The organism is Leisingera sp. ANG-M1 (assembly GCF_000813745.1).
Lineage (GTDB): Bacteria > Pseudomonadota > Alphaproteobacteria > Rhodobacterales > Rhodobacteraceae > Leisingera.
Window position 1 is genome coordinate 159,143 of record NZ_JWLC01000008.1, and the last position, 23,571, is coordinate 182,713.

The window sequence follows — 23,571 nt, forward strand, 5'->3', positions numbered from 1 at the left end:
CTTTGCCCGGGGCGGCCTTACTCTTGCCGGATTGCACTGCTATTCTGGAGTGGAAAGGCAGAGCAGGTAAGAGCGTGGATCAAAGCGTCTCCAATTCCCAGGACGTGCGCAAGCGCCGGGTGTTTTACATTCCGGGCTACGATCCGATTCATCCGCGCCGCTACCGCGAGCTATACCGCAAGGAAAGCGCTGCACAGGCGCAGGTTTCCGGCTACGGGATCTCACTGGCGCCGAAGCAGACCAAGGGACCCTACGGCTGGCACGTCGCTGCTGAGATGGACGGCACTGAAGTCCAGTCGGATGTCGAGGTTCTGGTCTGGTCCGACATCGTGCGCGGCAGCATGGAGGCCACTATCGCGGGCACCTATCTGCAGCTGGCCCGCACCGCCTGGACCTATATCACCACCGGAGCGCTGCGGCGGCTGATGCGGCTGCGCAAGGGGCCGGTGATCGCTGCTCTTTATCCGGTTGGGATGCTGCTCATGCAGGCGCTGCTTGCGCTGCTGCTGGCCTGGGGTGTGGCCCATAAGGTGTCGCTCCTGGCCGGTTTGGCGGGGCTGAGCGGCGGCCTTGTCTCGGCGGCGGGCTGGTCCATTGGGCTGGGCACGGGCTATGCGCTGCTGCATTGGTTCAAGGCGCGTGACGGCAAGCTGTTTGCCTACTACCTGATGCATGACTACGCCTATTCTGCAGCTTCCCGCGGTGCCAACCCGCCGGAACTGGAACAGCGCATGGCTGAATTCGGCCGCTTGATCGCTGAGGCCTTGCAGGATCAGCAGCTGGACGAAGTCCTGGTTGTCGGCCACTCCTCCGGTGCCCATGTCGGCGTGTCTGTGCTGGCCGACCTGATCCGGGCAGGGCTGCCTGCAGACCGCCCGTCGCTTGGCTTCCTGTCACTGGGACAGGTGGTCCCGATGGTTTCCTTTCTGCCGCAGGCAGAGCGCTTGCGTGCGGACCTCAGATACCTGTCGCAGCGAGGCGAACTTGCCTGGGTGGATGTGACCGCTCCTGGCGACGGCTGCGCCTTTGCCCTCTGCGACCCGGTTGCCGTCAGCGGTGTTGCACCCGAGGGCAAGCGCTGGCCGCTGGTGTTCTCAGCCGCGTTCACCCAGACTCTCAGCCCCGAGCGCTGGCAGGCATTGCGCTGGCGGTTTTTCCGGCTGCATTTCCAATATCTTTGCGCCTTCGACCGGCCTGGCGATTATGACTATTTCCGCATCACCGCCGGGCCTCTGACTTTGGCAGAGCGGTACAAGGACCGCAAACCCTCGCAGTCGCGGATTGATGTACCTGTTTCCAAATTCACGTCGGTGGCCGCTGAATGACGCAGGTTCTGCCGCCGAAACCGCCTGCGCGCCCGGACCGGGTGTCTCTATGGCGCTATGTAAAACTGTTCCGCCAGGACATTCTTTCGGCCCAGCCCGCGCGGCTCTACCGTGCCTGGATGGCTGAATTCCGCACGCCCTTCTTCCGCTCTTTTCTGGTCAACCAGCCGGATCTCGTGAACGTCCTGCTGAAGGAAAGGCCGGACGATTTTCCCAAGTCGGACCGGATTGCCGAGGGGCTCAAACCCTTGCTGGGGAATTCGGTGTTCCTCACCAATGGCGAGGTCTGGAAGCGGCAGCGGCGGATCATCGATCCGGCATTCGAAGGCGGGCGGCTCCGGGATACCTACCCGGCCATGCGGGCGGCGGCTGAGGCTGCGGTGGAGCGGCTGGCGGGCCGTGAAGGTGTGGTTGAGATCGAAGAAGAAACCTCCCACGCGGCCGCAGACGTGATTTTCCGCACCTTGTTCTCGATTCCGATTGAACATGAGGTGGCGTCCGAGGTCTTCAGCAGATTCCGTGACTATCAGCGCAGCCAGCCCATCCTGAATCTGGCCGCCTTTGTGCCGCTTCCGGCCTGGATGCCGCGGTTTTTCCGCAAGGGGACCCGGGAGAATGCCGAGCGAATCCGCGCGTTGATCACCCGCCTGACCGAGGAGCGGATGGCGGCCATCAAGGCCGGCACCGCGCCGGATGATCTGGCCACCAAGATCATGACCACGCGGGACCCGGAAACCGGGGACAGGTTCGGTACTGAGGAGATGGTTGACCAGGTCGCGATCTTCTTCCTGGCCGGCCATGAGACCAGCGCCTCGGCTCTGGCCTGGGCGTTGTACCTGATGGCGCTTTACCCGGAGTGGCAGGATAAGGTAGCGGCAGAAGCGGCAGCGCTTGAGGATGAGAGTTTTGCCGCGGTATCCAGGCTCAGGGTCAGCCGCGATGTATTCCGCGAGACCCTGCGGCTGTATCCGCCCGTACCAATGATGGTGCGCGAGGCATCCTGCCCCGAACACTTCAGAAACCGGGACGTGCCGAAAGGCGCGCAGATGGTTCTCAGCCCCTGGCATTTGCACCGGCACGAACGTCTTTGGGACAACCCCGACGGCTTCGATCCCGCGCGCTGGCAGACAGAGAACGGTAAACAGTGCCAGCGGGATGCCTATATCCCATTTTCAGCCGGTTCCCGTGTGTGCACCGGCGCCGGGTTTGCGATGGTCGAAGGGCCGCTGATCCTGTCGATGATCCTGAAGGCCTACCGTGTAGAAGCGGTTGCTGGAAATGAGCCTGTGCCCGTGGCCCATCTGACAGTGCGTTCGAAAAACGGGATTTGGCTGCAGCTTTCGGAGCGCAGCTAGCGGGCTTTCAAACGCCTCAGGACAAACAAGCGGACAGCTGAGGCCAGGCCGCAATCCTCGCCGCGCATTTCGTCGATTTCTGCCGCCAGATCGTTGATCGGCCTGCCGTCCTCTGCAGCAATCTCGCGGAAGGCATCCCAGAATTCATCCTCGAGAGACACCGAAGTCCGGTGGCCGCGCAGGGTGAGGGAGTGCTTCTTGGGGCGGGCGTTCATTCGTCGCGCTTGTGGTCGTCGAGGCGGCGTTTGTCTTGCGCATTGCGGGCCTTGTCCAGATCCTTCTCTGCCTTGGTCCGCCCGAAGGCCGCGGCATTGCGGTCCGCGCGGGTTTTCTTCTCCTCCCGCGTCTTTTGTTTTCTGAAACGGTTCAGGTTCACAATCTCTGCCATGGCAAGATCTTAGCGGTGCCGCGCAGGTTTAGAAACCCTCGCTTTGACGGCGCACCGGACGCGGGCGCAGATACCAGTACCAGATCCTGTGCCCCTGCAGGAATAGAAGCGGGGTAAAGTGGAGAAAAGCCTCAAAAGGATGTGCCCAGTCGTAGATGGCAGCCCAGTGCAAGAGCACCAGCAGGGCCGCGGGATGCGCCCAGCGTTGCAGTTTCTTCCAGCGTGGCCCCATCCGGCGCACGCAGTAGTCGCAGGACGTGGCTGCAAGGGGAAGGAGGATGGCAAACCCCAGCCAGCCGGCAAGGATATAGGTCTTGGACAGATCGGCCGTGACCACAGCCCAGGACGCACGGTCGATCAGGTAGAAAAGAACATGGATCGCCGCATAAAGGAACGCGGACACGCCCAAGGCGCGCCGGTTCTTGCAGAGCCAGCGCGGCGCCTCGTGCCCTTTGAACAGCAGCATCAGCGGTGTCGCCATCATTGCCAGGATCATCAGCCGGGCGGAAAACTCGGCGGCAGGATGCGCCAGGGCGCGGAAGATTTGCGGATCCGAAGACATCCCAGCCTTGAAGGCGATCAGCACCGCAGGCAGCGACAGTATGAACCAAAGCCGAAAGGCGGCATAGCGGGGCATGGCTGGCTCCGAAGCTTTGAAAGTTCCCTGACCCTAGGAACCGAAGCGGGCTGCAGCCACAATGTTATAGTTAAAAATAGTTAAAACGCGCCGGTCTCCCGGCGCGTTCTCAAAGTTTTCCGGCTGCAGATCAGTCCTTTGGGCCGATCATCTGTTCCGGGCGAACCACAGCATCAAAGGTTGCCTCGTCGACAAAACCGAGGGCAATCGCCTCTTCCTTCAGCGTGGTGCCGTTCTTGTGCGCGGTCTTGGCAACCTTGGTGGCGTTGTCATAGCCGATGGTCGGCGCCAGCGCAGTGACCAGCATCAGGCTTTCCTTCATCAGCTTGTCGATGCGCGGCTCATTGGCCTGGATGCCGTTCAGCATCCGCTCGGTGAAGCTGTCTGCCGCATCGCCCAACAGCTGGATCGACTGCAGCAGGTTGTAGGACATCATCGGGTTGTAGACGTTCAGCTCGAAATGGCCCTGGGAGCCAGCAAACTTGATCGCCGCGTCATTGCCCATCACATGCGCGGCCACCTGAGTCAGCGCCTCGGCCTGGGTCGGGTTCACCTTGCCCGGCATGATCGAAGAGCCCGGCTCGTTCTCCGGCAGGATCAGCTCGCCGAGGCCCGAGCGCGGCCCGGAGCCGAGGAAGCGGATGTCATTAGCGATCTTGTAGCAGCTGCCGGCAATGGTCGCGAGGGCGCCGGACAGGAAGACCATGGCGTCATGCGCTGCCAGCGCCTCGAACTTGTTCGGAGCGGTGACAAAAGGCAGGCCGGTGATCTCGGCCATATTGGCGGCGACTGTCTCACCCCAGCCGTGCGAGGTGTTGAGGCCGGTGCCGACGGCGGTGCCGCCCTGCGCCAGCTCGTAGATGCCGGGCATCGCCGCCTCGACCCGTGCCAGGCCCTGGCGGATCTGATGCGCATAGCCGCCGAACTCCTGGCCCAGGGTCAGCGGGGTGGCGTCCTGGGTGTGGGTGCGGCCGATTTTGATGATGTCCTTGAACTCTTCCGACTTGGCTTCCAGCCCCTCGGCCAGTTTGGTCAGGCCCGGCACCAGCACGTCGCGCACGCTCATCGCGGTGGCGATATGCATGGCGGTGGGGAAAGTGTCGTTGGAAGACTGGCCCATGTTGCAGTGATCATTGGGATGCACCGGGTCCTTGGAGCCGATCACGCCGCCGAGGATTTCGATGGCGCGGTTCGCAATCACCTCGTTGGAGTTCATGTTGGACTGGGTGCCGGAGCCAGTCTGCCAGACGACCAGCGGGAAGTTGTCGTCGAATTTGCCCGCGACCACTTCGCTGGCGGCCTGGATGACGGCGTCACCGATTGTGGCGTCCAGCTTGCCCGACTCCTTGTTGGCCATGGCGCAGGCCTGCTTGATCACGCCCAGCGCGCGCACGATGGCGGTGGGCTGCTTTTCCCAGCCGATCGGGAAGTTCATGATCGAGCGCTGGGTCTGGGCGCCCCAGTACTTGTCTGCGGGGACCTCAAGCGGGCCAAAGCTGTCGGTTTCGGTGCGGGTCTCGGACATCCGTCGCCTCTCTGATTTGTATGCGGTTGTATGCCGTTTAGCCTCTGCGCAGCTGCGGCGCAATCGGGCAGTTGCGCGCAGCATAGCCAATCGCGCGGTCAGGTATAGTGGTGAATTGGCGCAGTCCGCCGCATGCGGCGGTGACTTTAGCATTGTGTAAGTCCTAGCCATGCTTACATAGCATAGAAGAGGCCTGACAATCCGGAAAGGAAGTGAACGTGCCGGTCCGCTTGCAAACCTTGGGAGTTCTTCAACCGGCAGTGGCGCCTGCGCTGGCGGTGGCTGCGCTGCTGCTGTTGCCCCTGCAGGCGCTTGCAGATGTTGCGCGTTTTGCGGGCGAATACACGGGCAGCGTCGACATTGTCAAAGCCGATGGCGACACCGACCCGCGGGACATGAGCGTGGAAATCCGCGAAACCCGCAAAGGCTTTACCTTGAGATGGACAGCGACCACCGAGAAAGATGATGGTCGAAAGAAAACAAAGAGTTATGAGGTGGAGTTCGTTCCCAGCGGGCGCGATGGGGTGTTCTCAGCGGCGATGACCCGTAATGTGTTCGGCCATGCAGTGCCGCTCAACCCGATGGAAGGGGAGCCTTTTGTCTGGGGGCGTCTGACCAACGGCACGCTGACCGTGTTTTCATTGTTCATACATCCCAATGGCGATTATGAAATGCAGCAGTACGACCGGACCCTGGCCGAAGGCGGTCTCAACTTAGTGTACAGTTCCCGCTTGAACGGCGAGCCGAAGCGGCAGCTGGAAACGTTTCTGGCCAGGCAGTGAACCAAGAAAAAAGGCGGCCAATGCGGCCGCCTGCGTGTCCGTTCGGTGATTTCACGGATTATTTACGGAAGCTGTCCAGCGAGACGACATCGGCGTCCTTTTTGACTTCCGCCAAGGGCTCCTCGTCTTCGTCATTTTCGCCGGCATCGGGAACGGCGGAATAGCCTTCGGACTCTTCATCGGCGCTTTCGAAGCGCAGGCCGAATTCAACCGACGGATCCACAAAGGTACGGATCGCGTCATACGGAATATAAAGCGGCTCAGGCGAGTCGCCGAAATTCAAAGTGACGGCAAAACCCTCGTCATCGACTGTCAGATTGTCGAACCAATGCTGCATGACCACGGTCATCTCCCCAGGATAGCGGTCAGACAGCCAGTCAGCGATTTCCACATCCGGGTGGGCGGTGTCGAAGGTGATGAAAAAGTGGTGGTTCCCCGGCAGCCCGTTCTCGGAAATATCCTGCAGCACGGTCCGGATCAGGCCGCGCATGGCAGAGTGCATCAGGTTGCCATAGTCGATTTCACGGGACATGCAGTCACCCTCTGTTCATTTGTTCCCAGCATAGGAGATTCTGCTGGAAACAAAAGAGCGGGCTTCTGGCCTGACGCAATATTTTTGGTATGAGGGAGCTATGCCAAAGTGCGGCAGTCAGCTGATTGCAAACGGGAATTCCTGTAGCGCCAGGCCTGCTGCCGCCATTGCAGCCAAGAGCAGCAGCATATTGCCGCGGACCAGCCAGGCGGCAAGCGGCGCCAGCAGAACCAGCAGCACCGCAGTGCCGTTCATACTGTTCCAGACCGGAGCGGGCATATGCAGAAGCCCGGTTTCCAGAATGCGCGTTTCCGAAAACGCCACATGCAGCAGGAACCAGACCGACAGGTTCAGGATGACCCCGGCCACGGTGGCGGTCACGGCTTTCAGCGCCATGCCAAGGCGCGGATGCGCAGCGATGCGCTCGACATAGGGCGCGGCAGCAAAGATCCACAGGAAGCAGGGCATGAAGGTTGCCCAAAGCGCCACCGCGCCGGCTGCCAGGAACAGGCCAAAGCCGTCTTTCAGCAAGCCTGACAGCATGGCGACAAACTGGGTCACCAGGATCAGCGGCCCCGGCGTGGTTTCAGCCAGCCCCAAAGCGTCGATCATCTGACCTGCGGAGATCCAGCCGAACTGGCTCACCACGGTCTGGCTGATATAGGCCAGCACCGCATAGGCGCCGCCAAAGGTGACCACGGCCAGTTTGGAGAAGAACCAGCCAATATCCGCCAGGAACTCAGCACCGGACAGGCTGAGCGCAATCAGCGGCAGCAGCCACAGCGCGCCCCATACCAGGATTTTGCGCAGGGTGCTGCCGTTGCGGGCAGGCAGGCTGTGTGCCGCATCGCCGGGGCTTGCGTCCTTGCGCATCAGGCCGATGCAGGCCGCTGCCAGCACCACCAGAGGAAACGGCAGGTTGAGCAGGAACAGCGCGGCAAAGCCAAACCCGGCCAGCACCCAATCCAAAGTGTGCTTCAAGGCCTTGCCCGCAAGCCGCCGCAGCGCCTGCAGGATGATGACAACAACCGCGGCCTTGACGCCGAGGAAGGCGGATTGCACCGCGGGCAGGGTGCCGTATTGTGCGTAAAGCCAGACCAGCGCGGCAATGACGGCTGCACCCGGCAGCACAAACAGCAGGCCCGCCAGCAGGCCGCCCGCGGTGCCGCGCATCCGCCAGCCGGTATAGGTCGCCAGCTGCATCGCCTCCGGCCCCGGCAAGAGCATGCAAAAGGACAATCCGCGCAGGAAGCTCTCCTCGCTCAGCCATGGACGGTCCTCGACCAGTTCTTTGTGCATCACCGCAATCTGCGCCGCGGGGCCGCCAAAGCTCAGCACACCGATGCGCCCGAAAACACGGAACATCTCCGTCCAGGAAGGCTGGTTCATGCTTTGCCGCCCGCAGGCCAGTCATGGCCTTCGCCGCGCCCGTCGCGGGCCCAGCGGTAAAGCGCATCATAAAGGGTCATGCCTGCCTCAAGCTGCTGATGGTCGTCCTTGTACTGGCGCGACAGCCCCACCGAGAGGGCCAGAAGCCCCGCCGCCTCGGGTGCCAGATCGTGCCGGTTGGTGTCGGCGCCTCTCACAACCCGGGCCAATGTGTCAAGCGCAGGCGTGCGAAGGCCGAACTCGTCCAGCATGGTGTCAAAGGTGCACTGCTCCCCGCGGTGCGACCAAAACACATCCTCGACATCAAAGGGCGTGGCACCAAAGCGGTCCGCGACACCGGACACTTCGGACGGTGACACAAACAGGAACCTGGCTTCAGCGTCCACAAAACGGCGGATCAGCCAGGGGCAGGCAACGCGGTCGATCTTGGGCCGGTGCCGGGTCACCCACAGGGTGCTGCTGCCCACAGGCGCGGGCAGGGCGCTGGCCGGAATGCGCGGCGCCCCCTTCAGATCGCGCCAGGCGTACATGCCGCCTTGCAGATACTCGGCGTCAATGCCGTCATTGCGCAGCCAGGCCGCAACGCCTTGCGACAGCTTGATGCCTTTCTGGAAGATCACCACGCAGCGTTGGCCATCCAGGCGCGCTTTCAGACCGTCGATATCAGTATGCGGATGCCGGATGGAGCCGGGGATCAGATAGGGATCAGCCGCAAAGTCTTCGTCAATGCAGATATCGGCCAGAACCGGTGCATTCGGCGTGCCGATCAGGCGCAACAGCTGGGCAGGGGTTATTTCATTCGGGGCAGCCATAAGCATGTCTCCTCGCAAGCAAGGTTAACATGCGAACCTTGGGCTGTCGCCTCACAGGGCGTTCGCGTCTCTCCCCATAGCCTCTTGAAACGCATTTGCAGCGGCCATGTCAAGGTTGCGCCGGCGGGGGGCGGGTTACTTCAGCCGTTCGCCGGTCATGCAAACGGCCAGCGCGTCCGGCGGCAGCTGGCCCAATTGTTCGAACATCCGGAAATAGTCCATGTTGGAGTGCAGTTCGGCGATTCTGCCATCGGCAACCCGCGCCATCACCTGGCCAGTGATCTCAAACGGTGCGCCGTCCCTCGGATTGCTGGTGCGGGCCAGAAGCCGGACCGAGACCCAGTCGCCAGTCTCCATTGCATGGGTGAAGCTTACGGTGATCGGGCCCAGCAGGTTGCGCAATGCGGCAACCACTTCCCCATAGTCGCACTCCGGCTCGGCCAGCGCGGACACAGCACCGGAGATCAGCGTTTCGCGGGTCATTACTTCGCTAACTGCATCCAGGTTGCCTTTGCACCAGACTTCCTCGAACCAGTAATGCAGCAGCCGGGTCAGCGGCATGTTTGCGCTGGCGGCCGGATCAAACGGCGCTGCCATGGCGGCGCTGGAATTCAGCTGCGGCCTGTCAGGGGCATTGGCGGCCCGGCGCGGCGAAAACGGGGCGGAGGCGGGTGTTCCGGACGCGGTCGTCATGATCTACCGCCACATCAGGCCTTGCCCGGTCAGGCAGGCGGCAACGGTGTCTTGCGGCAGCTGGCCCATCTGCTCAAACAGCGAGACATAGTCAAACTGATTGAACGACTCCGCCATTTTGCCGTCTTCAAACCGGATCATGACATGCCCGCTGGTGCTGACCGGTTTGCCGGTTGCGGAGCAGCAGCTTTGGAAGGAAATCCGCGCGGCCAGCCAGTCGTCCTGCTCAATCGCGTGGATGATCCTGATGCTGATTCTCTCCAGCCTGCTGCGCAGGGCGGTGACAAAGGCCTCGAAGTCAGCCCGGGTCAGCTGCAGGGAGGGCAGCACGCCAGTTGCAGTCGTGCTGGGAAAAAAATAGTCATCCAAAGCGCTTAGATCGCCTCGGGTCCAGGCCTGATCATACCAGCGCTGCAGGATATCGGTCTTTGAGGGGGAGGCGGACACAGGCGGCGCGGTCTTCTTGATCGGCAGTTTCTTTCAAGGAACCGCTATACACCCGCCGCAACGGGTATTGGAACCTCAAAAACTAATGTCTTAGGTCTCAGCAAGGATATCTCTCCCGCGCCACCAGCAGCCCAAGGCGAAAAACCGCCCCTCCTGACAGGCGGCTGGGAGCAAACCTGGCCATTGCTTGCTGCAGGGAGAGTGGTTAGCGTTCACGCATGAGGAGAACCGCCATGCCCTTGCCAGCCGCCGCCGTAGCCGTATCCGAGAGGTGCATGGTCCGATAACGGTTTCCATTGTTATTGCCATGCGCCCCCGGTCCAACGCCGGGGGCTTTTTTGTTTCAAGCCGGAGATTCCAATATGCCAGGTGCCGCATCGCCGCCCGCGCTGATCACGCTGATTTTGCTGACCGCCATTTCGACCCTGTCCCTGAACATGTTCCTGCCGTCCCTGGCCGGTATTGCGGCGGACCTGGACGCCAGCTATGCCGCAGTCAGCCTGGCGGTTGGCGGCTATCTTGCGGTGACTGCAGTGGTTCAGCTGATTGCCGGGCCTCTGTCGGACCGGGTGGGGCGCCGCCCGGTGCTGACCGGGGCGCTTCTGGTTTTCACTGCGGCATCTGCCGGCTGCGCCCTGGCGGAGGATATTCGGGCCTTCCTGGCTTTCCGAATGCTCCAGGGTGGAATTGTTTCAGGCTACACGCTGTCGCTTGCAATCGTCCGCGATACTGCACCAGAGCGCAAAGCCGCAGGCCTTATCGGTTATATCAGCACGGCCATGGCGGTTGCCCCGATGCTTGGCCCTGTGCTTGGGGGCGTATTGGACGCGGTTTTCGGCTGGCGCGCGAACTTCTATTTCTATGCGGTGTCCGGCCTGCTTCTGCTGCTCTGGTGCCGGGTTGGCCTGGCAGAGACCCATCCCGGGCAATCAGCCCCAGCAGATGCCAATCCGGACCGGATGGCCGCTCTTATCCGGGAACCGCAATTCTGGGCTTTTTCCCTGTGCGGTGCCTTTTCGACCGGTGCCTTCTACATTTTTCTCACCGGCGCGCCGTTGGCCGCCCAGAGCCAGTTCGCCATTCCGGCCGCCGGGCTTGGCGTTTGCATCGGGACCATCACCGCCGGTTTCATGCTTGGCAGTTTCATTGCAGGCCGCCTCGCTCCGCATTGCCAGCCTGCGGCAATGATGCTGGCGGGGCGGCTGGTTGCCTGTACCGGCTTGGCGGCAGGAGTGTGTGCCGGTCTGGCCGGAGCACTGCCGCCGCTGCTGTTTTTTGGTGCGGCCGTATTTACCGGCTTTGGCAACGGCCTCACTATGCCAAGCTGCAATGCGGCCGCGATGTCGGTCCGCCCCGGGCTTGCAGGCAGCGCTGCCGGCCTGAATGGTGCCCTTACCGTGGCATGCGGCGCGGTGCTGACGGCCCTGGCGGGTATGATCCTGCCAGAGGAAGAGCCTGCGGCGGTATTGCTGCTGATGATGTTGGCAGCCTCGGGCGCCGGGCTTGTTGCGGCTCTGGCCGCATTCCGCCGCGGCCGCAGACTGCCGGAACCGGATGCCGGATGATGGCGGCTTCTGCTATGCGCAGGGGGCTTCATTTCAGCGCTCAACGGAACAGGCCTGCTGGCGGCTGCGGTGCGGCTTGGAAGGGTAGTGCAGGTTTCTGTTGCCAGGTACCTGCGAACCCCGCCTTACGCGGCTAGGCATAAGGGCTTAAAGTCGGTTCGACTCGAACTGCTTACGCAGCCAGAGCAACCGGAGCACGATTGTCGTTTGCAATTGTACTGTTTTCGCCGGTAACGGTGGCAGACACCCGAGACAAAGCTAACCCCTTTAGACGTCCGTCGATCCTGTTTCGGCCCCATGATCCCCAAACGAAGGATGATGGTGGAGCCGCCGGGTACCGCCCCCGGGTCCGATCCGCTTATTACGAGCGCGTTTATGTCCATAGTTCCACAAGGGAACAGATTTGAAATAGGCGCCTGCAAAAGGATTTGCAAGTCTTTCCGGAAGCAGATCAGCCATCAGTAACCAGATGGGCCATCCTGCTCCGGGTCGTGGGTTTCCTGCCCGGTCAAAGGCGGATTGAAAACACTGACCAGAACCAGATCGGCGCCGGGTCCTGCCGTCAGGATGTGGTCGTCATGCTGATCCAGGGCATAAAGCGTTCCGGTTTCGATAGCGTGCCGCACGCCATCCGCTTCCTCCACCCAGCCTGTGCCTGCGATGCAATAGCAGGCCTCCAAGTGATTGTTGTACTGCAGCCGGGTCGAAGTGCCCGCGTGCACAATCGTGTGGCAAACCGTGAAGCCCATGCCGTCTTCTGCCACCAGCATCCTGTGGCTTGTGCCATTGCCCCAGTGAACATGGCGGTCGGTGGACTCGATGTCTTCTTTGCGGCGGATGATCACTTTGGGTTCTCCACGTTGCTGCGGTTCTGATGCCTGGAGGCCCGGGCTGCCATGGCCTTGGTCCCCAATTCCAGCGTGTAAGCTGTCAGCTCGGACAGTGCCAAATCCGCGGCCTGGGAATTCCGCTGTTCGATGGCGTCCGCGATTTGGCCATGCAGTTCCACAATCCGTTCCCGGTCGCGAGCGGTGAAGGTGATCATGTTCATCAGCGGCTGCATGGCTTCCACAGCGCCGGCCAGCTGATAGGAGAGCACGGGGTTGCCGGCACCATCCACCAGTGCCCGGTGAAAGGCTACGTCCGAGGCGCAGAAGGCCTCATCCGTCAGACCCGGCTGGCCCTGGCGGAATATCTCTGCCCGCATCGTCGCCAGATGATCGGGGCTGCGGCGCAGGGCGCTCAGCGGCGCACAGGCGCGCTCCAGGGCGTACCGCGCCTCGCAAGCTGTGTCGAAGCTTACCTCGTTCATGCTCAGCAAAAGGGTAGAGGTGGTCACCTGCTGCGCATAGGCATCCTCAAAGCTGAGGCGGTTTACAAAGGCCCCTCCTGACGCCCCGCGCTGGGTGCGGATCAGCGATTGCGCGGCCAGCCGCTTCAACGCCTCGCGCACTGTCGGACGCGAAACCTGGAAATGATCCGACAGTTCTGTCTCAGACGGCAGCCGCTCATCCACGATCAATTCGCCTGAGATGATGGCATCCTTGATGGCCTGGGCTATCTGAGCCGAAAGATCGGCGGAACTGTTGGGGTCGATTTTCATGCCAGTGGCCCTCGGCGCTGATGCACGCCGGAAGCGGTTCCGGCAAAAATTCATTTGTCTGACATTTAAAAGTCTGACATTTAAATTGTAAGACGTGAGTCGGGGGAGGGCAATGGCAGGGCCGTCACCATCGGGTGTTTTGCCCTGCGGATGCCGTGCCGCCGAAGGAAAATTGCAGCTGCCTGTCTGCGTGGCCGGGAAACTGTATGCAAGCCGGCCGGCTGGGCTTCCTTGGCGATGCTGCCGGGTTACAGCTTTTAACGCTCAAATGGAGATCTGAGCATGGCAACCATCTTTCCATCGCGCCGGGTGAGGCGCACGCCGTTTTCTGCGGGAGTTGAAGCCGCGGGGATGTCGGTCTGCACCGTCTACAACCGGATGATCCTGCCTTCGGTGTTTGCCAGCGAGGAGGAAGACTACCGCCACTTGAAAACCCATGTGCAGGTCTGGGATGTGTCCTGCGAGCGCCAGGTTGCTGTGCAGGGTCCTGATGCACGGCGGTTGCTGGACATGATCAGCCCGCGCGACCTGGACCGTATGGCGCCGGACCAGTGCTATTACATGCCGGCCATCGACCGCGACGGGGGGATGCTGAATGACCCGGTGCTGGTTAAGCTGGCAGAGGATCATTATTGGATCTCGGTCGCCGACAGCGACTATCTGCACTATGTGCTGGGCATCGCTGATGCATTGGCGCTGGACGTGCGCGTCTGGGAGCCGGATGTGAGCCCGCTTGCCGTTCAAGGCCCAAAGGCGGATGATCTGATGGCGCGGGTCTTCGGGGATGAGGCGCGGGAGATCCGTTTCTTCCGCTATAAGCGCCTGGCATTTCAGGACACCAATTTTGTGGTGGCGCGTTCCGGTTATTCCAAGCAGGGCGGCTTTGAGATTTATGTCGAGGGCAGCAGCTATGGAATGCCGCTCTGGGACACTCTGATGAAGGCGGGGGAAGACTTGGAAGTGCGGGCGGGCTGCCCGTCCACCAAGGAGCGCGTCGAAGGCGGGCTGCTGAGTTACGGCAATGACATGGCCCGGGACAACACGCCGTTTGAATGCGGCCTGGGCAAATTCGTCAATTCGCCGCGCGACTATATAGGCAAGGCTGGGCTGCTGGCCCGGTCGGAACCTGTCCAGCAGATCCGCGCAGTGGAAATCGGCGGAGAAATCCCGCCGATCACGGCGCCTTGGCCGCTGCTGGCTGATGGCCGCAAAGTGGGGCAGGTGACCACGGCGACCCGCTCGCCGGACTTCGGCGTCAATGTCTCCATCGCCATGGTCGAACGCTCGCACTGGGAGGCAGGCACCTCGCTGGAGGTGGAGACACCGGACGGTATGCGCCCGGCCACTGTGCACGGGAAATTCTGGATCTAAGGGAGAAACGGCATGTTTAATGCGCTTGTTGTGAACAAGGACGAAGAGAGCGGTAAAACCTCCGCCGCGGTGGAGCAGATCAGCCTGGATCAGCTGCCCGAGGGCGAGGTGACCGTGGCGGTGGAGTATTCCACTGTGAATTACAAGGATGGTCTCTGCGTGGGCCCGGGCGGCGGGCTGGTGCGCAAGTACCCGCATGTGCCGGGGATCGATTTTGCGGGCACAGTCGAAGCCTCTTCGGATAGCCGCTACAAACCTGGCGACAAGGTGGTGCTGACCGGCTGGCGGGTAGGCGAGGCCCATTGGGGTGGTTACAGCCAGAAAGCAAATGTGCGGGCCGATTGGCTGGTGCCGCTGCCCGAGGGGCTGGATACCCGCCAGGCGATGGCCGTTGGCACCGCAGGCTTTACTGCCATGCTGGCGGTAATGGCGCTGGAGGACCACGGGCTGGAGAAAGATCACGGCCCGGTGCTGGTCACCGGTGCTGCGGGCGGCGTGGGTTCGGTCGCCACCGCGATCCTGGCCAACCTTGGTTATGAAGTTGCTGGTGTCACCGGGCGCCCGGAAACCGCGGATTACTTGAAATCACTGGGTGCCACGCAGATCGTGGCCCGCGAAGAGATCAACGAGACCACCAAACGCCCGCTGGAAAGCGAAAGCTGGGCGGGCTGTGTCGACGCAGTCGGCGGCGCCATGCTGGCACGGGTGCTGGGGCAGATGAAGTACGGCTGTTCGGTGGCGGCCGTGGGTCTTGCAGGCGGTGCGGCACTGCCGGCCACTGTGATCCCGTTCCTGCTGCGCGGCGTGAACCTCCTCGGTATCGACTCGGTGATGCAGCCATATGAAAACCGTGTCCGGGCCTGGCAGCGTATCGCGAGCGACCTGCCGATGGAGAAACTGGAGGCGATGGTCCGGCCCGCCACCCTTAGCGACCTGCCGCAGCTGGGCGAAGACATCCTGAAAGGCCAGGTCGTGGGCCGGGTTGTGGTTGATGTGAACAGCTGATCCCTGCTGCTGCAGACTGCTGGAAGGGGCCTGGTGAAACCGGCCCCTTTTTTCGTGCTCCCAAGCCGCAAACGCTGAGCTGGCCCCTGCAAAACATGGGTTCTGGAGTCGTGTTTGCAAAGCGGCACTTCGGCTGGCATTCGCGAAATCCGCCTGTTTTTGCACTGTCACAAAACCGACGCGATGTCGTTTTTCTGCAAATTGTAGTCTATATTGCGGGCCCCCGCCGTGCCGTTCCCGCGGATGAAACAGCCACTGACTATTCGGGGAGACAAGTCATGACTACTGAAACCAACGAGCCTGACTCCGGCTATGAAGCCGGTCAGGACAACATCCAGGTTATGGGCCTGGATGTGCACAACCCGGTTTTCGCCATTTCGGCGGTGACCATCGTCGCCTTTGTTTTCTTTTCCCTCGTGTTCAAGGAGCAGGCGGGCGAGTTCTTTGGCTGGCTGCGCCCGGCGCTGACCAGCAATTTCGACTGGGTCTTCATGATCTCGACCAACATCTTTGTGCTGTTTGCACTGTTCCTGGTGGTGACGCCTTACGGCTCGATCCGCCTGGGCGGCGACAATGCGCGTCCGGACTATTCCTATGCCGGCTGGTTTGCGATGCTGTTCGCCGCCGGCATGGGTATCGGCCTGGTGTTCTGGGGTGTGGCCGAGCCGATCTCGCACTTCGGCTCCGCGCTGGGCGGCACTACCGTTGGCGAAGACGGTGTGCGCACCGACTGGGCGCCGCTGGGTGCCGCTGCAGGCGATGAAGCTGCCGCGCAGAAGCTGTCCATGGCCGCGACCATCTTCCACTGGGGTCTGCACCCCTGGGCGATCTATGCGGTAGTAGCGCTGGCGCTGGCCTTCTTCTCCTTCAACCGCGGCTTGCCGCTGACCATGCGTTCGGTGTTCTACCCGCTGTTCGGCAATGCCACCTGGGGTGTGCTGGGCCATATCATCGACGTGCTGGCAGTCTTTGCCACCATCTTTGGCCTGGCAACCTCGCTGGGTCTGGGCGCAACGCAGGCGCTGGCTGGCCTGAACTATCTGTTCGATGTGCCGATCACCGACGGCATGAAGGTGTTCCTGATCGTAGCGATCACCCTGTTTGCGCTGATCTCGGTTGTTGCAGGGCTGGAAAAGGGCGTGAAGCGCCTGTCCGAGGCCAACATGATCCTGGCCGCAGCGCTGCTGCTCTTGGTGCTGATCGTCGGCCCGACCGTGGCCATCCTGACCGGCTTCTTCACCAGCCTGGTGGACTACGCCGTGTTCCTGCCGGAGCTCTCCAACTGGGTGGGCCGTGAGGACACCAACTTCATGCAGGGCTGGACCACCTTCTACTGGGCCTGGTGGATTTCCTGGTCGCCGTTTGTGGGCATGTTCATCGCTCGCATCTCCCGCGGCCGCACCGTGCGCGAGTTCGTGGTCTGCGTGCTGCTGATCCCGACCGTGGTCGGCGCCCTGTGGATGAGCGTCTTTGGCGGCGCCGCGCTCGACATGGTCGCTGGCGACGGCGGCCAGGCGCTGAAGGATGCCGCACTCGAGCTGAAGATGTTCAAGATGTTCGAAAGCTTCCCGCTGACCGGCATCCTGTCATTCGTCGGCATCATCCTGGTGGTGGTCTTCTTTGTGACCTCCTCGGACTCCGGCTCGCTGGTGATCGACACCATCACCGCAGGCGGCAAGACCAACGCGCCGACCAAACAGCGCGTGTTCTGGTGTGTGCTGGAAGGCGCTATCGCAATTGTGCTGCTGTTGGGCGGCGGGCTTGGCGCGCTGCAGGCGGCAGCAATCGCCACCGGCTTCCCCTTTGCCATCGTGCTGGTGCTGATGTGCGTCTCGGTCTTCATCGGCCTGGCCGGTGAAAAGCGCCGCCGCAAGTAAGCGGACAGCAATATGCCTAAGAGAAGGCCCCGGGATGATCCCCGGGGCCTTTTCCGTATCAGTCGTGGTATTTGAAGAACCCCAGCGAGTTGCCGTCCGGATCCAGTGCGTAGAAGAAATGCCCGGGCGGGATCTCAATGACTTCTGACACCACCTTGCCGCCTGCATCCGTCACCCGATTCATCACATCGTCCAGCTCGCCCTCGGCGGTCAGATGCAAGGTCGGGCCGCGCCCGTCGCCTGCCGGCTTGCCGGGGTAGAGATGCAGCGCAATGCCGGTCTTCTCATCTGCGGGCTTGAACATTGCCATCGGGTTGGGGCCATTGGTGTCGATGCTTAGATCCGCACCGGTCACCTTGGAATAAAACCTCACCGCGGCGTCCATATCGCTGACTGGCAGCTCTGCCCAGACCAGGAAATCCTTGGGAATAAAGGCCATAACAAATCCTCCGTGTTTGCCTGGCATAAGGATGACAGACAGTCCTGCCAGTTTCTGTCATCAGCCGGCAGGTCTGAGGCAATACTCATCCGCCGTGATTTCCGGCTTGCAGGGGCGCGCGCGATCCCGCAATCCTTATGCGGGAGCGCGGCCCGGCGGGAGTGCCTGCCAGGCCCCCCGGAGAAGGGCTGCGATTGAGGAGAGACAGACCCCATGACCGCATTGGATATTGATTTCGTCCGGGCACAGTTCCCGGCCTTTGCCGAACCCAGCCTCGAAGGCCAGGCTTTCTTTGAAAACGCTGGCGGTTCCTACACCTGCCAGCAAGTGATCGGCCGCCTCACGCGCTTTTATACCCAGCGGAAGGTGCAGCCCTATGCGCCTTATGAGGCCTCCCGTCTGGGGGGCGCCGAGATGGATGAGGCCCGTGCTCGTCTGGCTGCTCTCATGGGCGTAGCTGCCGAAGAGCTCAGCTTCGGCCCCTCGACCACCCAGAATACCTATGTGCTGGCCCAGGCCTTCCGCAAATTCATGAAGCCGGGCGAAGCCATCATCGTCACAAACCAGGACCACGAAGCCAACACCGGTCCGTGGCGGCGCTTGGCGGAAGAGGGGATCGAGATCCGCGAGTGGCAGCTTGACCCGCAAACCGGCCATCTGGACCCGGCTCAACTGGAAAATCTGCTCGACGAAGATGTGCGCCTGGTCTGCTTTCCGCATTGCTCCAACTTCGTGGGCGAGATCAACCCGGTCTCGGAAATCACCGCGCTGGCCCACGCCGCCGGAGCATTTGTCTGTGTCGACGGCGTCTCATACGCGCCCCACGGCCTGCCCAATGTCGAGGAACTGGGGGCGGACATCTACCTGTTCTCCTCTTACAAAACCTATGGGCCGCATCAGGGCGTCATGGTGATCCGCAAGGCGCTGGGCGAACTGCTGCCGAACCAAGCGCATTATTTCAACGAGGGCACCCTCTACAAACGCTTCACCCCGGCAGGCCCCGACCATGCCCAAGTGGCGGCCTCTGCCGGCATGGCGGATTACTTCGAGGCGCTGGCGGCACATCACGGCCACGGCGGCAGCCCCGCGGAAACAGGGGCCTTTGTCCACGACCTGATGCGCGCCCATGAAATCAAGCTGCTGCAGCCGCTGCTCGACGCGGTGAAGGACCGCAATGATGTCCGCCTGCTGGGGCCTTCCACCGCAGAAACCCGTGCACCCACCGTTGCTGTTGCCTTGAACAAACCAGCCGAGCCAGTGGCCGCAGCCCTGTCAGAACATGGCATCATGGCAGGCGGCGGTGATTTCTATGCCGTGCGTGCCCTGCAGGCGATGGGCGTTGATCCAAACGAGGGCGTGCTGCGTATGAGCTTCACCCACTACACGTCCGAGGCTGAGGTTGCCAAACTGATCGAGGCTCTGGACCACGTTCTGTAACAGCTCAGGAGCCCTGCATGAGCAACCGTCCTTTGGTGATCTGGTGGATCCGGCGGGATCTCCGCCTGGCTGACAATCCCGCTTTGACGGCTGCTCTTGCAAACGGCGCGGCAGTCCTGCCTGTCTACATACTGGACGCGCAGGACGAGGCGCTGGGCGCCGCCCCCAAGTTCCGCCTTGGTCTGGGGCTGGAGCATTTCGGACGGGAACTGGCCAAGGCCGGCTCCCGCCTGATCCTGCGCCGGGGCAACGCGCTGGACCAGCTGCGCCAGCTGGTTTCGGAAACCGGGGCAGGAGCCGTGTACTGGTCGCGGCTCTATGATCCCGCGGCCATCAAACGGGATGCTGAGGTAAAACGGCAGCTTAAAGAGCAAGGCACCGAAGCCCGCTCCTTTGGCGGGCGGCTGCTGTTCGAACCCTGGACGGTTGAGACCAAGGCCGGTGGTATGTTCAAGGTTTTCACCCCGTTCTGGAAATCCGTTCGGACCCGCGCGGTGGACGGCTTGCTGCCCGCACCCGCCGTTCTGCCGGCACCGCAAAGCTGGCCCGCCGGCGACGATCTGGCGGCCTGGCAGATGAGCGCCGCCATGCGCCGCGGCGCTGACGTGGTTGCACGCCACTGCCGCGTCGGCGAGGCGGCGGCGCAGGACCGGCTGGACACCTTTCTGGACAAAGCCGTCGCTGCTTACAAAGACCGGCGCGACTTTCCGGGCGAAGACGCCACCTCCGGCCTGTCGGAAAACCTCGCCTGGGGCGAAATCAGCCCGCACCGTATGTGGCACCTCGGACGCACCGCGATGGAGCGCAGCAGCCAGGGAGCCGAGACTTTCCTGAAGGAAGTTACCTGGCGCGAGTTTGCCTATCACCTGATGTACCATTCGCCGCAGATCCTGACCCAGAACTGGCGCCCGGAATGGGAGGTGTTCCCCTGGCATGAGGCCGAAACTCCGGACCTGCAGGGCTGGCAGCGCGGTCAGACCGGTTATGACTTCATCGACGCGGCCATGCGCGAGCTGTTTGTCACAGGCAAGATGCACAACCGGGCCCGGATGATTGCTGCAAGTTTCCTCACCAAGCATCTGATGATGCATTGGAAATTGGGCATGGAATGGTTTTCTGAAACGCTGGTGGATTGGGATCCGGCCTCCAACGCCATGGGCTGGCAGTGGGTGGCGGGCTCCGGCCCCGATGCGGCGCCTTTTTTCCGCATCTTCAACCCCTCGGGCCAGTTGGAGAAATTCGATCCCTCCGGCCTATACACCCGCCGCTGGATAGCCGAGGGGCAAGGCAGGCCGCCGCAGACCGCACTGGACTTTTTCGAGGCCGCGCCGCTGTCCTGGAACCTTGCTCCGGAAATGCCCCGCGCCGCGCCCATGATCCCTCTGCAGGCGGGCCGGGAACGCGCGCTCACGGCTTATCACGAATTGCGCCAAAACCGCTAACACACAGTTTTCTTGCCAGAAAGCACCCTCCGCCCTAGCATTTTCCCTATAGTGCTGAGGAGGAAGGGAATGATCTTCACGGATACCGAAGGCCAGAAAAACCTGCCGCGCTACTTTGCGCCGGTGTTCGAACAGGTCTGCCGGATGGAGACCGGCCAGCTGGATATCCACCTGCCGGACGGCCGCATCTTCCGCGCCAAGGGCAGCAACTCCGGTCCGGCCGCCGATCTGCACATTCACAATCCGGACTGCTTCTCCCGTCTGATCCGCGAAGGTGAACTGGGGTTTTCCGACGCCTATCTCGAAGGCTGGTGGAGCACCTCCGACCTGCAGGCCTTCATGGACCTGGTGCATATGGGCGCCGAGACGGTTTACGATGACTTCCGCGGCCAGGCACTGCTACGCGCTTATGAACGCCTCCGTTTCTGGCTGCACCGCAACCACCGCCGCCAGGCCAGGAAAAACATCTCCTACCACTACGACCTGGGCAATGAGTTCTACAGCCTGTGGCTGGATGACACGATGACCTATTCCAGCGCCCTTTTCCGCAGCGGTCAGGACAGCCTCGAGAAAGCGCAGACCGCCAAATACGCCTCGCTGGTAGATCAGATGGGGGTGAAGCCCGGCGATCACGTGCTGGAAATCGGCTGCGGCTGGGGCGGCTTTGCCGAATATGCCGCCAAGGAGCGGGGCCTGCGGGTTACCGGCCTGACAATTAGTAAAGAACAGCTTAACTTCGCCCGACGCCGCATTGAAAAGGCTGGACTTTCCGGTCAGGTCGATCTGCGCATGCAGGACTACCGCGACTGCAAGGGCCAGTTCGACGGCATCGCCTCGATCGAGATGTTTGAGGCCGTGGGGCAGAAATACTGGCCTGCCTATTTCAACACCATCCGCAAGCGGCTGAAGCCCGGGGGCAAGGCCACGCTGCAGATCATCACCGTCGCCGACCGGCGCTGGGAATTCTACCGCAAAGGTGTCGACTTCATCCAAAAACACATTTTCCCCGGCGGCATGCTGCCGTCGCCGAAAATCCTTCGTGAACAGGTCGAGAAGGCCGGTCTTGGCGTGGTGCGCTCAATCGAATTCGGCGACAGTTACGACCAGACGCTCAGGCGCTGGCATGAGACCTTCAATGCCCGCTGGGGGCAGATTTCGCGCATGGGCTTTGACGAGCGTTTCCACAAGATGTGGAACTTTTACCTCACTTCCTGTGCGGCCGCCTTTAAGACTGGCAATTGCGATGTGACGCAGATTACAGTTGCTCATCGCTGATTGAAACTGCCCGCACGGATCTGACCCGACATGCCCACCGGAGCCCGCTTGACCGCCGCCATATCTCTTGGGCTGGTGGCGTTTATTGTCTCCTTTCTGGTGATGCCGCTGATGCCTGAGGGCACGGATTTCGGTTATTTTGTGCATATCAACGTGGTTCTGGGCGCGTTGAGCGGCTGGATTTTCATGGGCCGCCGGGCCGGACGCGGGCTGGTGCCTGCGATCAACAACGGCCTAACCGGAATGGCCGTCATGGTGATGTGGGCGCTGTTCATCCAGGGCGCCTGGGAAATGTTCCGCCTCGCCATGCGCCACCGTTATGACGGCCCGTTCGAGGCTCTGTCGGCGATCTTTGTCATTGCACTGGAATATTTCTTTGTTATCGCTGTGCCGACAGTGCTGGTGCCGCTGGTGATCGGTGGTGTTCTATCCGGGCTCGCGACCGAAAACGCCTCCCGCCGCTGGCGCTGAAAACATTCTTTAACAACAGGTTATCACCCGTGGCTGATCTCTTTTTCTTTGGCACGCTGCGCCATCGCCCTTTGCTGGAACTGGTATTGGGCCGCAGCGGGGATGCGCTGAATGCATATGACGCGAAACTGCCGGGCCACGGTGTGTACCAAGTCGTGGATCAGCCCTTTCCCGCCATCGAAGAGCGTGAGGGCGCCACTGCGGACGGCCTGCTGGTGCAGGGGCTGTCCGAAGCGGATCTGGATGCGCTCAACTTTTACGAAGGCGGTTTTGGCTACACGTTGAAACCGGTGCCGGTCCAGCTGCAAGACGGCGGAACCGCCACCGCCGAGGTTTACTTTCCGGAACCGGGGCTTTGGGAAACCGCCGAACCTTGGGATCTCGAGGCTTGGATCCGGCAATGGGGCGCGCTGTCACTGCGCGCCGCCGAAGAGGTGATGGCCCACCATGGCCGTTTGACAGCTGAGCAGGTTGCACAGTCCTTTCCTGCGATCCGCCGCCGCGCCGCCTCCTGGCTGGAAGGGCAGGCACGCCCGGAGGACCCGGAACATGATCTGTCCAAAGACGTGGTCGTTCACAGCCACACCCGCGCCTACCTGAACTTTTTTGCCATGGAAGAGATGGACTTGCAGTTCCGCCGTTACGACGGCTCGATGAGCCCGGTGGTGAACCGCGGCGCGGCAATGGCGGCTCATGCAGCCGTTGTGCTGCCCTATGATCCGGTCCGGGACCAGGTGCTGCTGGTGGAGCAGTTCCGCGCCCCGGTCTTTATGGCAGGCGACACCCGCCCTTGGATGTGGGAACCAGTGGCAGGGCTGGTCGACCCCGGCGAAACACCGGAGGAAACCGCAATCCGCGAGGCCGAGGAAGAAGCAGGCGTCAGCGTTCTGCGGCTTGAGCCGGTGGCGCAGGTCTATCCCTCCAGCGGTTCCCTGACCGAATTTGTGCATGTTTTCATCGGTGTGTCCGATCTTTCTGACATCAATGGCGGCGGCGGGCTGGCCGGCGAAGGCGAAGATATCCGCAGCAGGATCCTCAGCTATGATGAGCTGATGAAAGGCGTGGATGCGCAGATCTATCAGGACATGCCGCTGGTCACCGCTGCGCTGTGGCTGGCACGGCACCGCGGACGTCTGCGGCACAAGGGATATTGAGGATTTTGACGCAGGGGCTGCGCGCTTCCCGCCTTGTGATCACCGGA

The 23,571-nt window shown here is 61.9% G+C and carries 24 protein-coding genes and 1 other RNA gene; 12 read left to right on the forward strand and 13 right to left on the reverse strand.

The window, feature by feature from the left end:
• Nucleotides 1-74: 74 nt before the first annotated feature.
• On the forward strand, nucleotides 75-1,325 hold the full coding sequence (locus tag RA19_RS07560) for a hypothetical protein (protein ID WP_039161159.1): 1,251 nt from the start codon (nucleotides 75-77) through the stop codon (nucleotides 1,323-1,325).
• On the forward strand, nucleotides 1,322-2,680 hold the full coding sequence (locus RA19_RS07565; RefSeq protein WP_039161161.1) for a cytochrome P450: 1,359 nt from the start codon (nucleotides 1,322-1,324) through the stop codon (nucleotides 2,678-2,680). Before RA19_RS07560 ends, RA19_RS07565 begins: the two co-directional genes overlap by 4 nt.
• Here RA19_RS07565 and RA19_RS07570 read toward each other — a convergent pair.
• The 4 genes from RA19_RS07570 to fumC form a co-directional block, all read right to left on the reverse strand.
• Nucleotides 2,677-2,895, reverse strand: a complete 219-nt coding sequence (locus tag RA19_RS07570; RefSeq protein ID WP_039161164.1) for a ribbon-helix-helix domain-containing protein — start codon at nucleotides 2,893-2,895, stop codon at nucleotides 2,677-2,679. The genes RA19_RS07565 and RA19_RS07570 overlap by 4 nt on opposite strands.
• Nucleotides 2,892-3,068, reverse strand: coding sequence for a DUF4169 family protein (locus RA19_RS07575; RefSeq protein WP_039161167.1), 177 nt, complete (start codon nucleotides 3,066-3,068; stop codon nucleotides 2,892-2,894). Before RA19_RS07575 ends, RA19_RS07570 begins: the two co-directional genes overlap by 4 nt.
• Nucleotides 3,069-3,096: 28 nt before the next feature.
• Entirely contained in the window at nucleotides 3,097-3,705 is a 609-nt protein-coding gene (locus tag RA19_RS07580; protein ID WP_039161170.1) for a sulfite oxidase heme-binding subunit YedZ, read from the reverse strand.
• Between the two features lie 130 nt (nucleotides 3,706-3,835).
• Entirely contained in the window at nucleotides 3,836-5,230 is a 1,395-nt protein-coding gene (fumC, locus tag RA19_RS07585) for a class II fumarate hydratase (RefSeq protein WP_039161171.1), read from the reverse strand.
• A 218-nt stretch (nucleotides 5,231-5,448) separates the two neighbouring features.
• Here fumC and RA19_RS07590 point away from each other — a divergent pair, with 218 nt between their 5' ends.
• Entirely contained in the window at nucleotides 5,449-6,012 is a 564-nt protein-coding gene (locus tag RA19_RS07590; RefSeq protein ID WP_052261708.1) for a hypothetical protein, read from the forward strand.
• Between the two features lie 58 nt (nucleotides 6,013-6,070).
• Here RA19_RS07590 and RA19_RS07595 read toward each other — a convergent pair whose 3' ends face one another.
• The 5 genes from RA19_RS07595 to RA19_RS07615 all read right to left on the reverse strand — a co-directional run bounded on the left by RA19_RS07595 (nucleotide 6,071) and on the right by RA19_RS07615 (nucleotide 9,885).
• Nucleotides 6,071-6,544, reverse strand: coding sequence for an SspB family protein (locus RA19_RS07595; RefSeq protein ID WP_039161173.1), 474 nt, complete (start codon nucleotides 6,542-6,544; stop codon nucleotides 6,071-6,073).
• Between the two features lie 117 nt (nucleotides 6,545-6,661).
• The gene (chrA, locus tag RA19_RS07600; protein WP_039161175.1) at nucleotides 6,662-7,933 is read right to left on the reverse strand and encodes a chromate efflux transporter; all 1,272 of its coding nucleotides are present in this window, start codon (nucleotides 7,931-7,933) and stop codon (nucleotides 6,662-6,664) included.
• On the reverse strand, nucleotides 7,930-8,745 hold the full coding sequence (locus RA19_RS07605) for a chromate resistance protein ChrB domain-containing protein (RefSeq protein ID WP_039161177.1): 816 nt from the start codon (nucleotides 8,743-8,745) through the stop codon (nucleotides 7,930-7,932). The genes chrA and RA19_RS07605 overlap by 4 nt, the downstream gene beginning before the upstream one ends.
• A gap of 135 nt (nucleotides 8,746-8,880) precedes the next feature.
• Nucleotides 8,881-9,438 carry a nuclear transport factor 2 family protein gene (locus RA19_RS07610; protein ID WP_082020481.1) on the reverse strand — a complete coding sequence of 186 codons (558 nt, stop codon included), beginning with the start codon at nucleotides 9,436-9,438 and terminating at the stop codon, nucleotides 8,881-8,883.
• Nucleotides 9,439-9,441: 3 nt separating this feature from the next.
• A complete protein-coding gene (locus RA19_RS07615; protein WP_039161179.1) occupies nucleotides 9,442-9,885 on the reverse strand; it encodes an ester cyclase in 444 nt (147 codons plus the stop codon).
• Between the two features lie 362 nt (nucleotides 9,886-10,247).
• On the opposite strand from RA19_RS07615, the gene RA19_RS07620 reads away from it, so the two are divergent.
• Nucleotides 10,248-11,450 (forward strand): multidrug effflux MFS transporter, encoded by a 1,203-nt coding sequence (locus RA19_RS07620; RefSeq protein WP_039161183.1) that lies wholly within the window; start codon nucleotides 10,248-10,250, stop codon nucleotides 11,448-11,450.
• 86 nt (nucleotides 11,451-11,536) lie between these two features.
• Here RA19_RS07620 and ssrA read toward each other — a convergent pair.
• The 3 genes from ssrA to RA19_RS07630 all read right to left on the reverse strand — a co-directional run bounded on the left by ssrA (nucleotide 11,537) and on the right by RA19_RS07630 (nucleotide 13,053).
• Nucleotides 11,537-11,888: a transfer-messenger RNA gene (gene ssrA, locus RA19_RS26125) on the reverse strand.
• A gap of 20 nt (nucleotides 11,889-11,908) precedes the next feature.
• On the reverse strand, nucleotides 11,909-12,295 hold the full coding sequence (locus tag RA19_RS07625; protein WP_039161185.1) for an ectoine synthase: 387 nt from the start codon (nucleotides 12,293-12,295) through the stop codon (nucleotides 11,909-11,911).
• Nucleotides 12,292-13,053, reverse strand: coding sequence for a FadR/GntR family transcriptional regulator (locus RA19_RS07630; RefSeq protein ID WP_039161187.1), 762 nt, complete (start codon nucleotides 13,051-13,053; stop codon nucleotides 12,292-12,294). The genes RA19_RS07625 and RA19_RS07630 overlap by 4 nt, the downstream gene beginning before the upstream one ends.
• 282 nt (nucleotides 13,054-13,335) lie before the next feature.
• On the opposite strand from RA19_RS07630, the gene RA19_RS07635 reads away from it, so the two are divergent.
• The 3 genes from RA19_RS07635 (at nucleotide 13,336) to RA19_RS07645 (ending at nucleotide 17,306) form a co-directional block, all read left to right on the forward strand.
• On the forward strand, nucleotides 13,336-14,424 hold the full coding sequence (locus RA19_RS07635) for a dimethylsulfoniopropionate demethylase (RefSeq protein ID WP_039161191.1): 1,089 nt from the start codon (nucleotides 13,336-13,338) through the stop codon (nucleotides 14,422-14,424).
• Between the two features lie 12 nt (nucleotides 14,425-14,436).
• Nucleotides 14,437-15,429 (forward strand): acryloyl-CoA reductase, encoded by a 993-nt coding sequence (gene acuI, locus RA19_RS07640; RefSeq protein WP_039161193.1) that lies wholly within the window; start codon nucleotides 14,437-14,439, stop codon nucleotides 15,427-15,429.
• A gap of 278 nt (nucleotides 15,430-15,707) precedes the next feature.
• Nucleotides 15,708-17,306, forward strand: coding sequence for a BCCT family transporter (locus tag RA19_RS07645; RefSeq protein WP_039161195.1), 1,599 nt, complete (start codon nucleotides 15,708-15,710; stop codon nucleotides 17,304-17,306).
• A gap of 58 nt (nucleotides 17,307-17,364) precedes the next feature.
• Here the strand turns inward: RA19_RS07645 and RA19_RS07650 are convergent, their stop codons facing one another.
• The gene (locus RA19_RS07650) at nucleotides 17,365-17,745 is read right to left on the reverse strand and encodes a VOC family protein (protein WP_039161198.1); all 381 of its coding nucleotides are present in this window, start codon (nucleotides 17,743-17,745) and stop codon (nucleotides 17,365-17,367) included.
• A 213-nt stretch (nucleotides 17,746-17,958) separates the two neighbouring features.
• Here RA19_RS07650 and RA19_RS07655 point away from each other — a divergent pair, with 213 nt between their 5' ends.
• From RA19_RS07655 to RA19_RS07675, 5 genes are all read left to right on the forward strand, one after another.
• Nucleotides 17,959-19,182 carry an aminotransferase class V-fold PLP-dependent enzyme gene (locus RA19_RS07655; protein WP_039161200.1) on the forward strand — a complete coding sequence of 408 codons (1,224 nt, stop codon included), beginning with the start codon at nucleotides 17,959-17,961 and terminating at the stop codon, nucleotides 19,180-19,182.
• A gap of 17 nt (nucleotides 19,183-19,199) precedes the next feature.
• Nucleotides 19,200-20,624, forward strand: coding sequence for a cryptochrome/photolyase family protein (locus tag RA19_RS07660; protein WP_039161202.1), 1,425 nt, complete (start codon nucleotides 19,200-19,202; stop codon nucleotides 20,622-20,624).
• Between the two features lie 69 nt (nucleotides 20,625-20,693).
• Nucleotides 20,694-21,899: an SAM-dependent methyltransferase gene (locus RA19_RS07665; protein WP_039161204.1), complete on the forward strand. Its 1,206-nt coding sequence runs from the start codon at nucleotides 20,694-20,696 to the stop codon at nucleotides 21,897-21,899.
• A gap of 30 nt (nucleotides 21,900-21,929) precedes the next feature.
• Nucleotides 21,930-22,370 carry a TrgA family protein gene (locus tag RA19_RS07670; protein ID WP_039161206.1) on the forward strand — a complete coding sequence of 147 codons (441 nt, stop codon included), beginning with the start codon at nucleotides 21,930-21,932 and terminating at the stop codon, nucleotides 22,368-22,370.
• A gap of 29 nt (nucleotides 22,371-22,399) precedes the next feature.
• Entirely contained in the window at nucleotides 22,400-23,524 is a 1,125-nt protein-coding gene (locus RA19_RS07675) for an NUDIX domain-containing protein (RefSeq protein WP_039161208.1), read from the forward strand.
• The last annotated feature ends 47 nt before the right edge of the window (nucleotides 23,525-23,571 follow it).

Excerpts from the sequence above, each read along its gene's own strand:
- RA19_RS07670 (WP_039161206.1), top strand. The coding sequence starts at position 21,930 with ATGCCCACCGGAGCCCGCTTGACCGCCGCCATATCTCTTGGGCTGGTG.
- RA19_RS07605 (WP_039161177.1), bottom strand. The coding sequence starts at position 8,745 with ATGGCTGCCCCGAATGAAATAACCCCTGCCCAGCTGTTGCGCCTGATC.
- acuI (WP_039161193.1), top strand. The coding sequence starts at position 14,437 with ATGTTTAATGCGCTTGTTGTGAACAAGGACGAAGAGAGCGGTAAAACC.
- fumC (WP_039161171.1), bottom strand. The coding sequence starts at position 5,230 with ATGTCCGAGACCCGCACCGAAACCGACAGCTTTGGCCCGCTTGAGGTC.
- RA19_RS07595 (WP_039161173.1), bottom strand. The coding sequence starts at position 6,544 with ATGTCCCGTGAAATCGACTATGGCAACCTGATGCACTCTGCCATGCGC.
- RA19_RS07630 (WP_039161187.1), bottom strand. The coding sequence starts at position 13,053 with ATGAAAATCGACCCCAACAGTTCCGCCGATCTTTCGGCTCAGATAGCC.
- RA19_RS07620 (WP_039161183.1), top strand. The coding sequence starts at position 10,248 with ATGCCAGGTGCCGCATCGCCGCCCGCGCTGATCACGCTGATTTTGCTG.
- chrA (WP_039161175.1), bottom strand. The coding sequence starts at position 7,933 with ATGAACCAGCCTTCCTGGACGGAGATGTTCCGTGTTTTCGGGCGCATC.
- RA19_RS07665 (WP_039161204.1), top strand. The coding sequence starts at position 20,694 with ATGATCTTCACGGATACCGAAGGCCAGAAAAACCTGCCGCGCTACTTT.
- RA19_RS07650 (WP_039161198.1), bottom strand. The coding sequence starts at position 17,745 with ATGGCCTTTATTCCCAAGGATTTCCTGGTCTGGGCAGAGCTGCCAGTC.
- RA19_RS07610 (WP_082020481.1), bottom strand. The coding sequence starts at position 9,438 with ATGACGACCGCGTCCGGAACACCCGCCTCCGCCCCGTTTTCGCCGCGC.
- RA19_RS07635 (WP_039161191.1), top strand. The coding sequence starts at position 13,336 with ATGGCAACCATCTTTCCATCGCGCCGGGTGAGGCGCACGCCGTTTTCT.
- RA19_RS07660 (WP_039161202.1), top strand. The coding sequence starts at position 19,200 with ATGAGCAACCGTCCTTTGGTGATCTGGTGGATCCGGCGGGATCTCCGC.
- RA19_RS07645 (WP_039161195.1), top strand. The coding sequence starts at position 15,708 with ATGACTACTGAAACCAACGAGCCTGACTCCGGCTATGAAGCCGGTCAG.
- RA19_RS07655 (WP_039161200.1), top strand. The coding sequence starts at position 17,959 with ATGACCGCATTGGATATTGATTTCGTCCGGGCACAGTTCCCGGCCTTT.
- RA19_RS07565 (WP_039161161.1), top strand. The coding sequence starts at position 1,322 with ATGACGCAGGTTCTGCCGCCGAAACCGCCTGCGCGCCCGGACCGGGTG.
- RA19_RS07575 (WP_039161167.1), bottom strand. The coding sequence starts at position 3,068 with ATGGCAGAGATTGTGAACCTGAACCGTTTCAGAAAACAAAAGACGCGG.
- RA19_RS07570 (WP_039161164.1), bottom strand. The coding sequence starts at position 2,895 with ATGAACGCCCGCCCCAAGAAGCACTCCCTCACCCTGCGCGGCCACCGG.
- RA19_RS07580 (WP_039161170.1), bottom strand. The coding sequence starts at position 3,705 with ATGCCCCGCTATGCCGCCTTTCGGCTTTGGTTCATACTGTCGCTGCCT.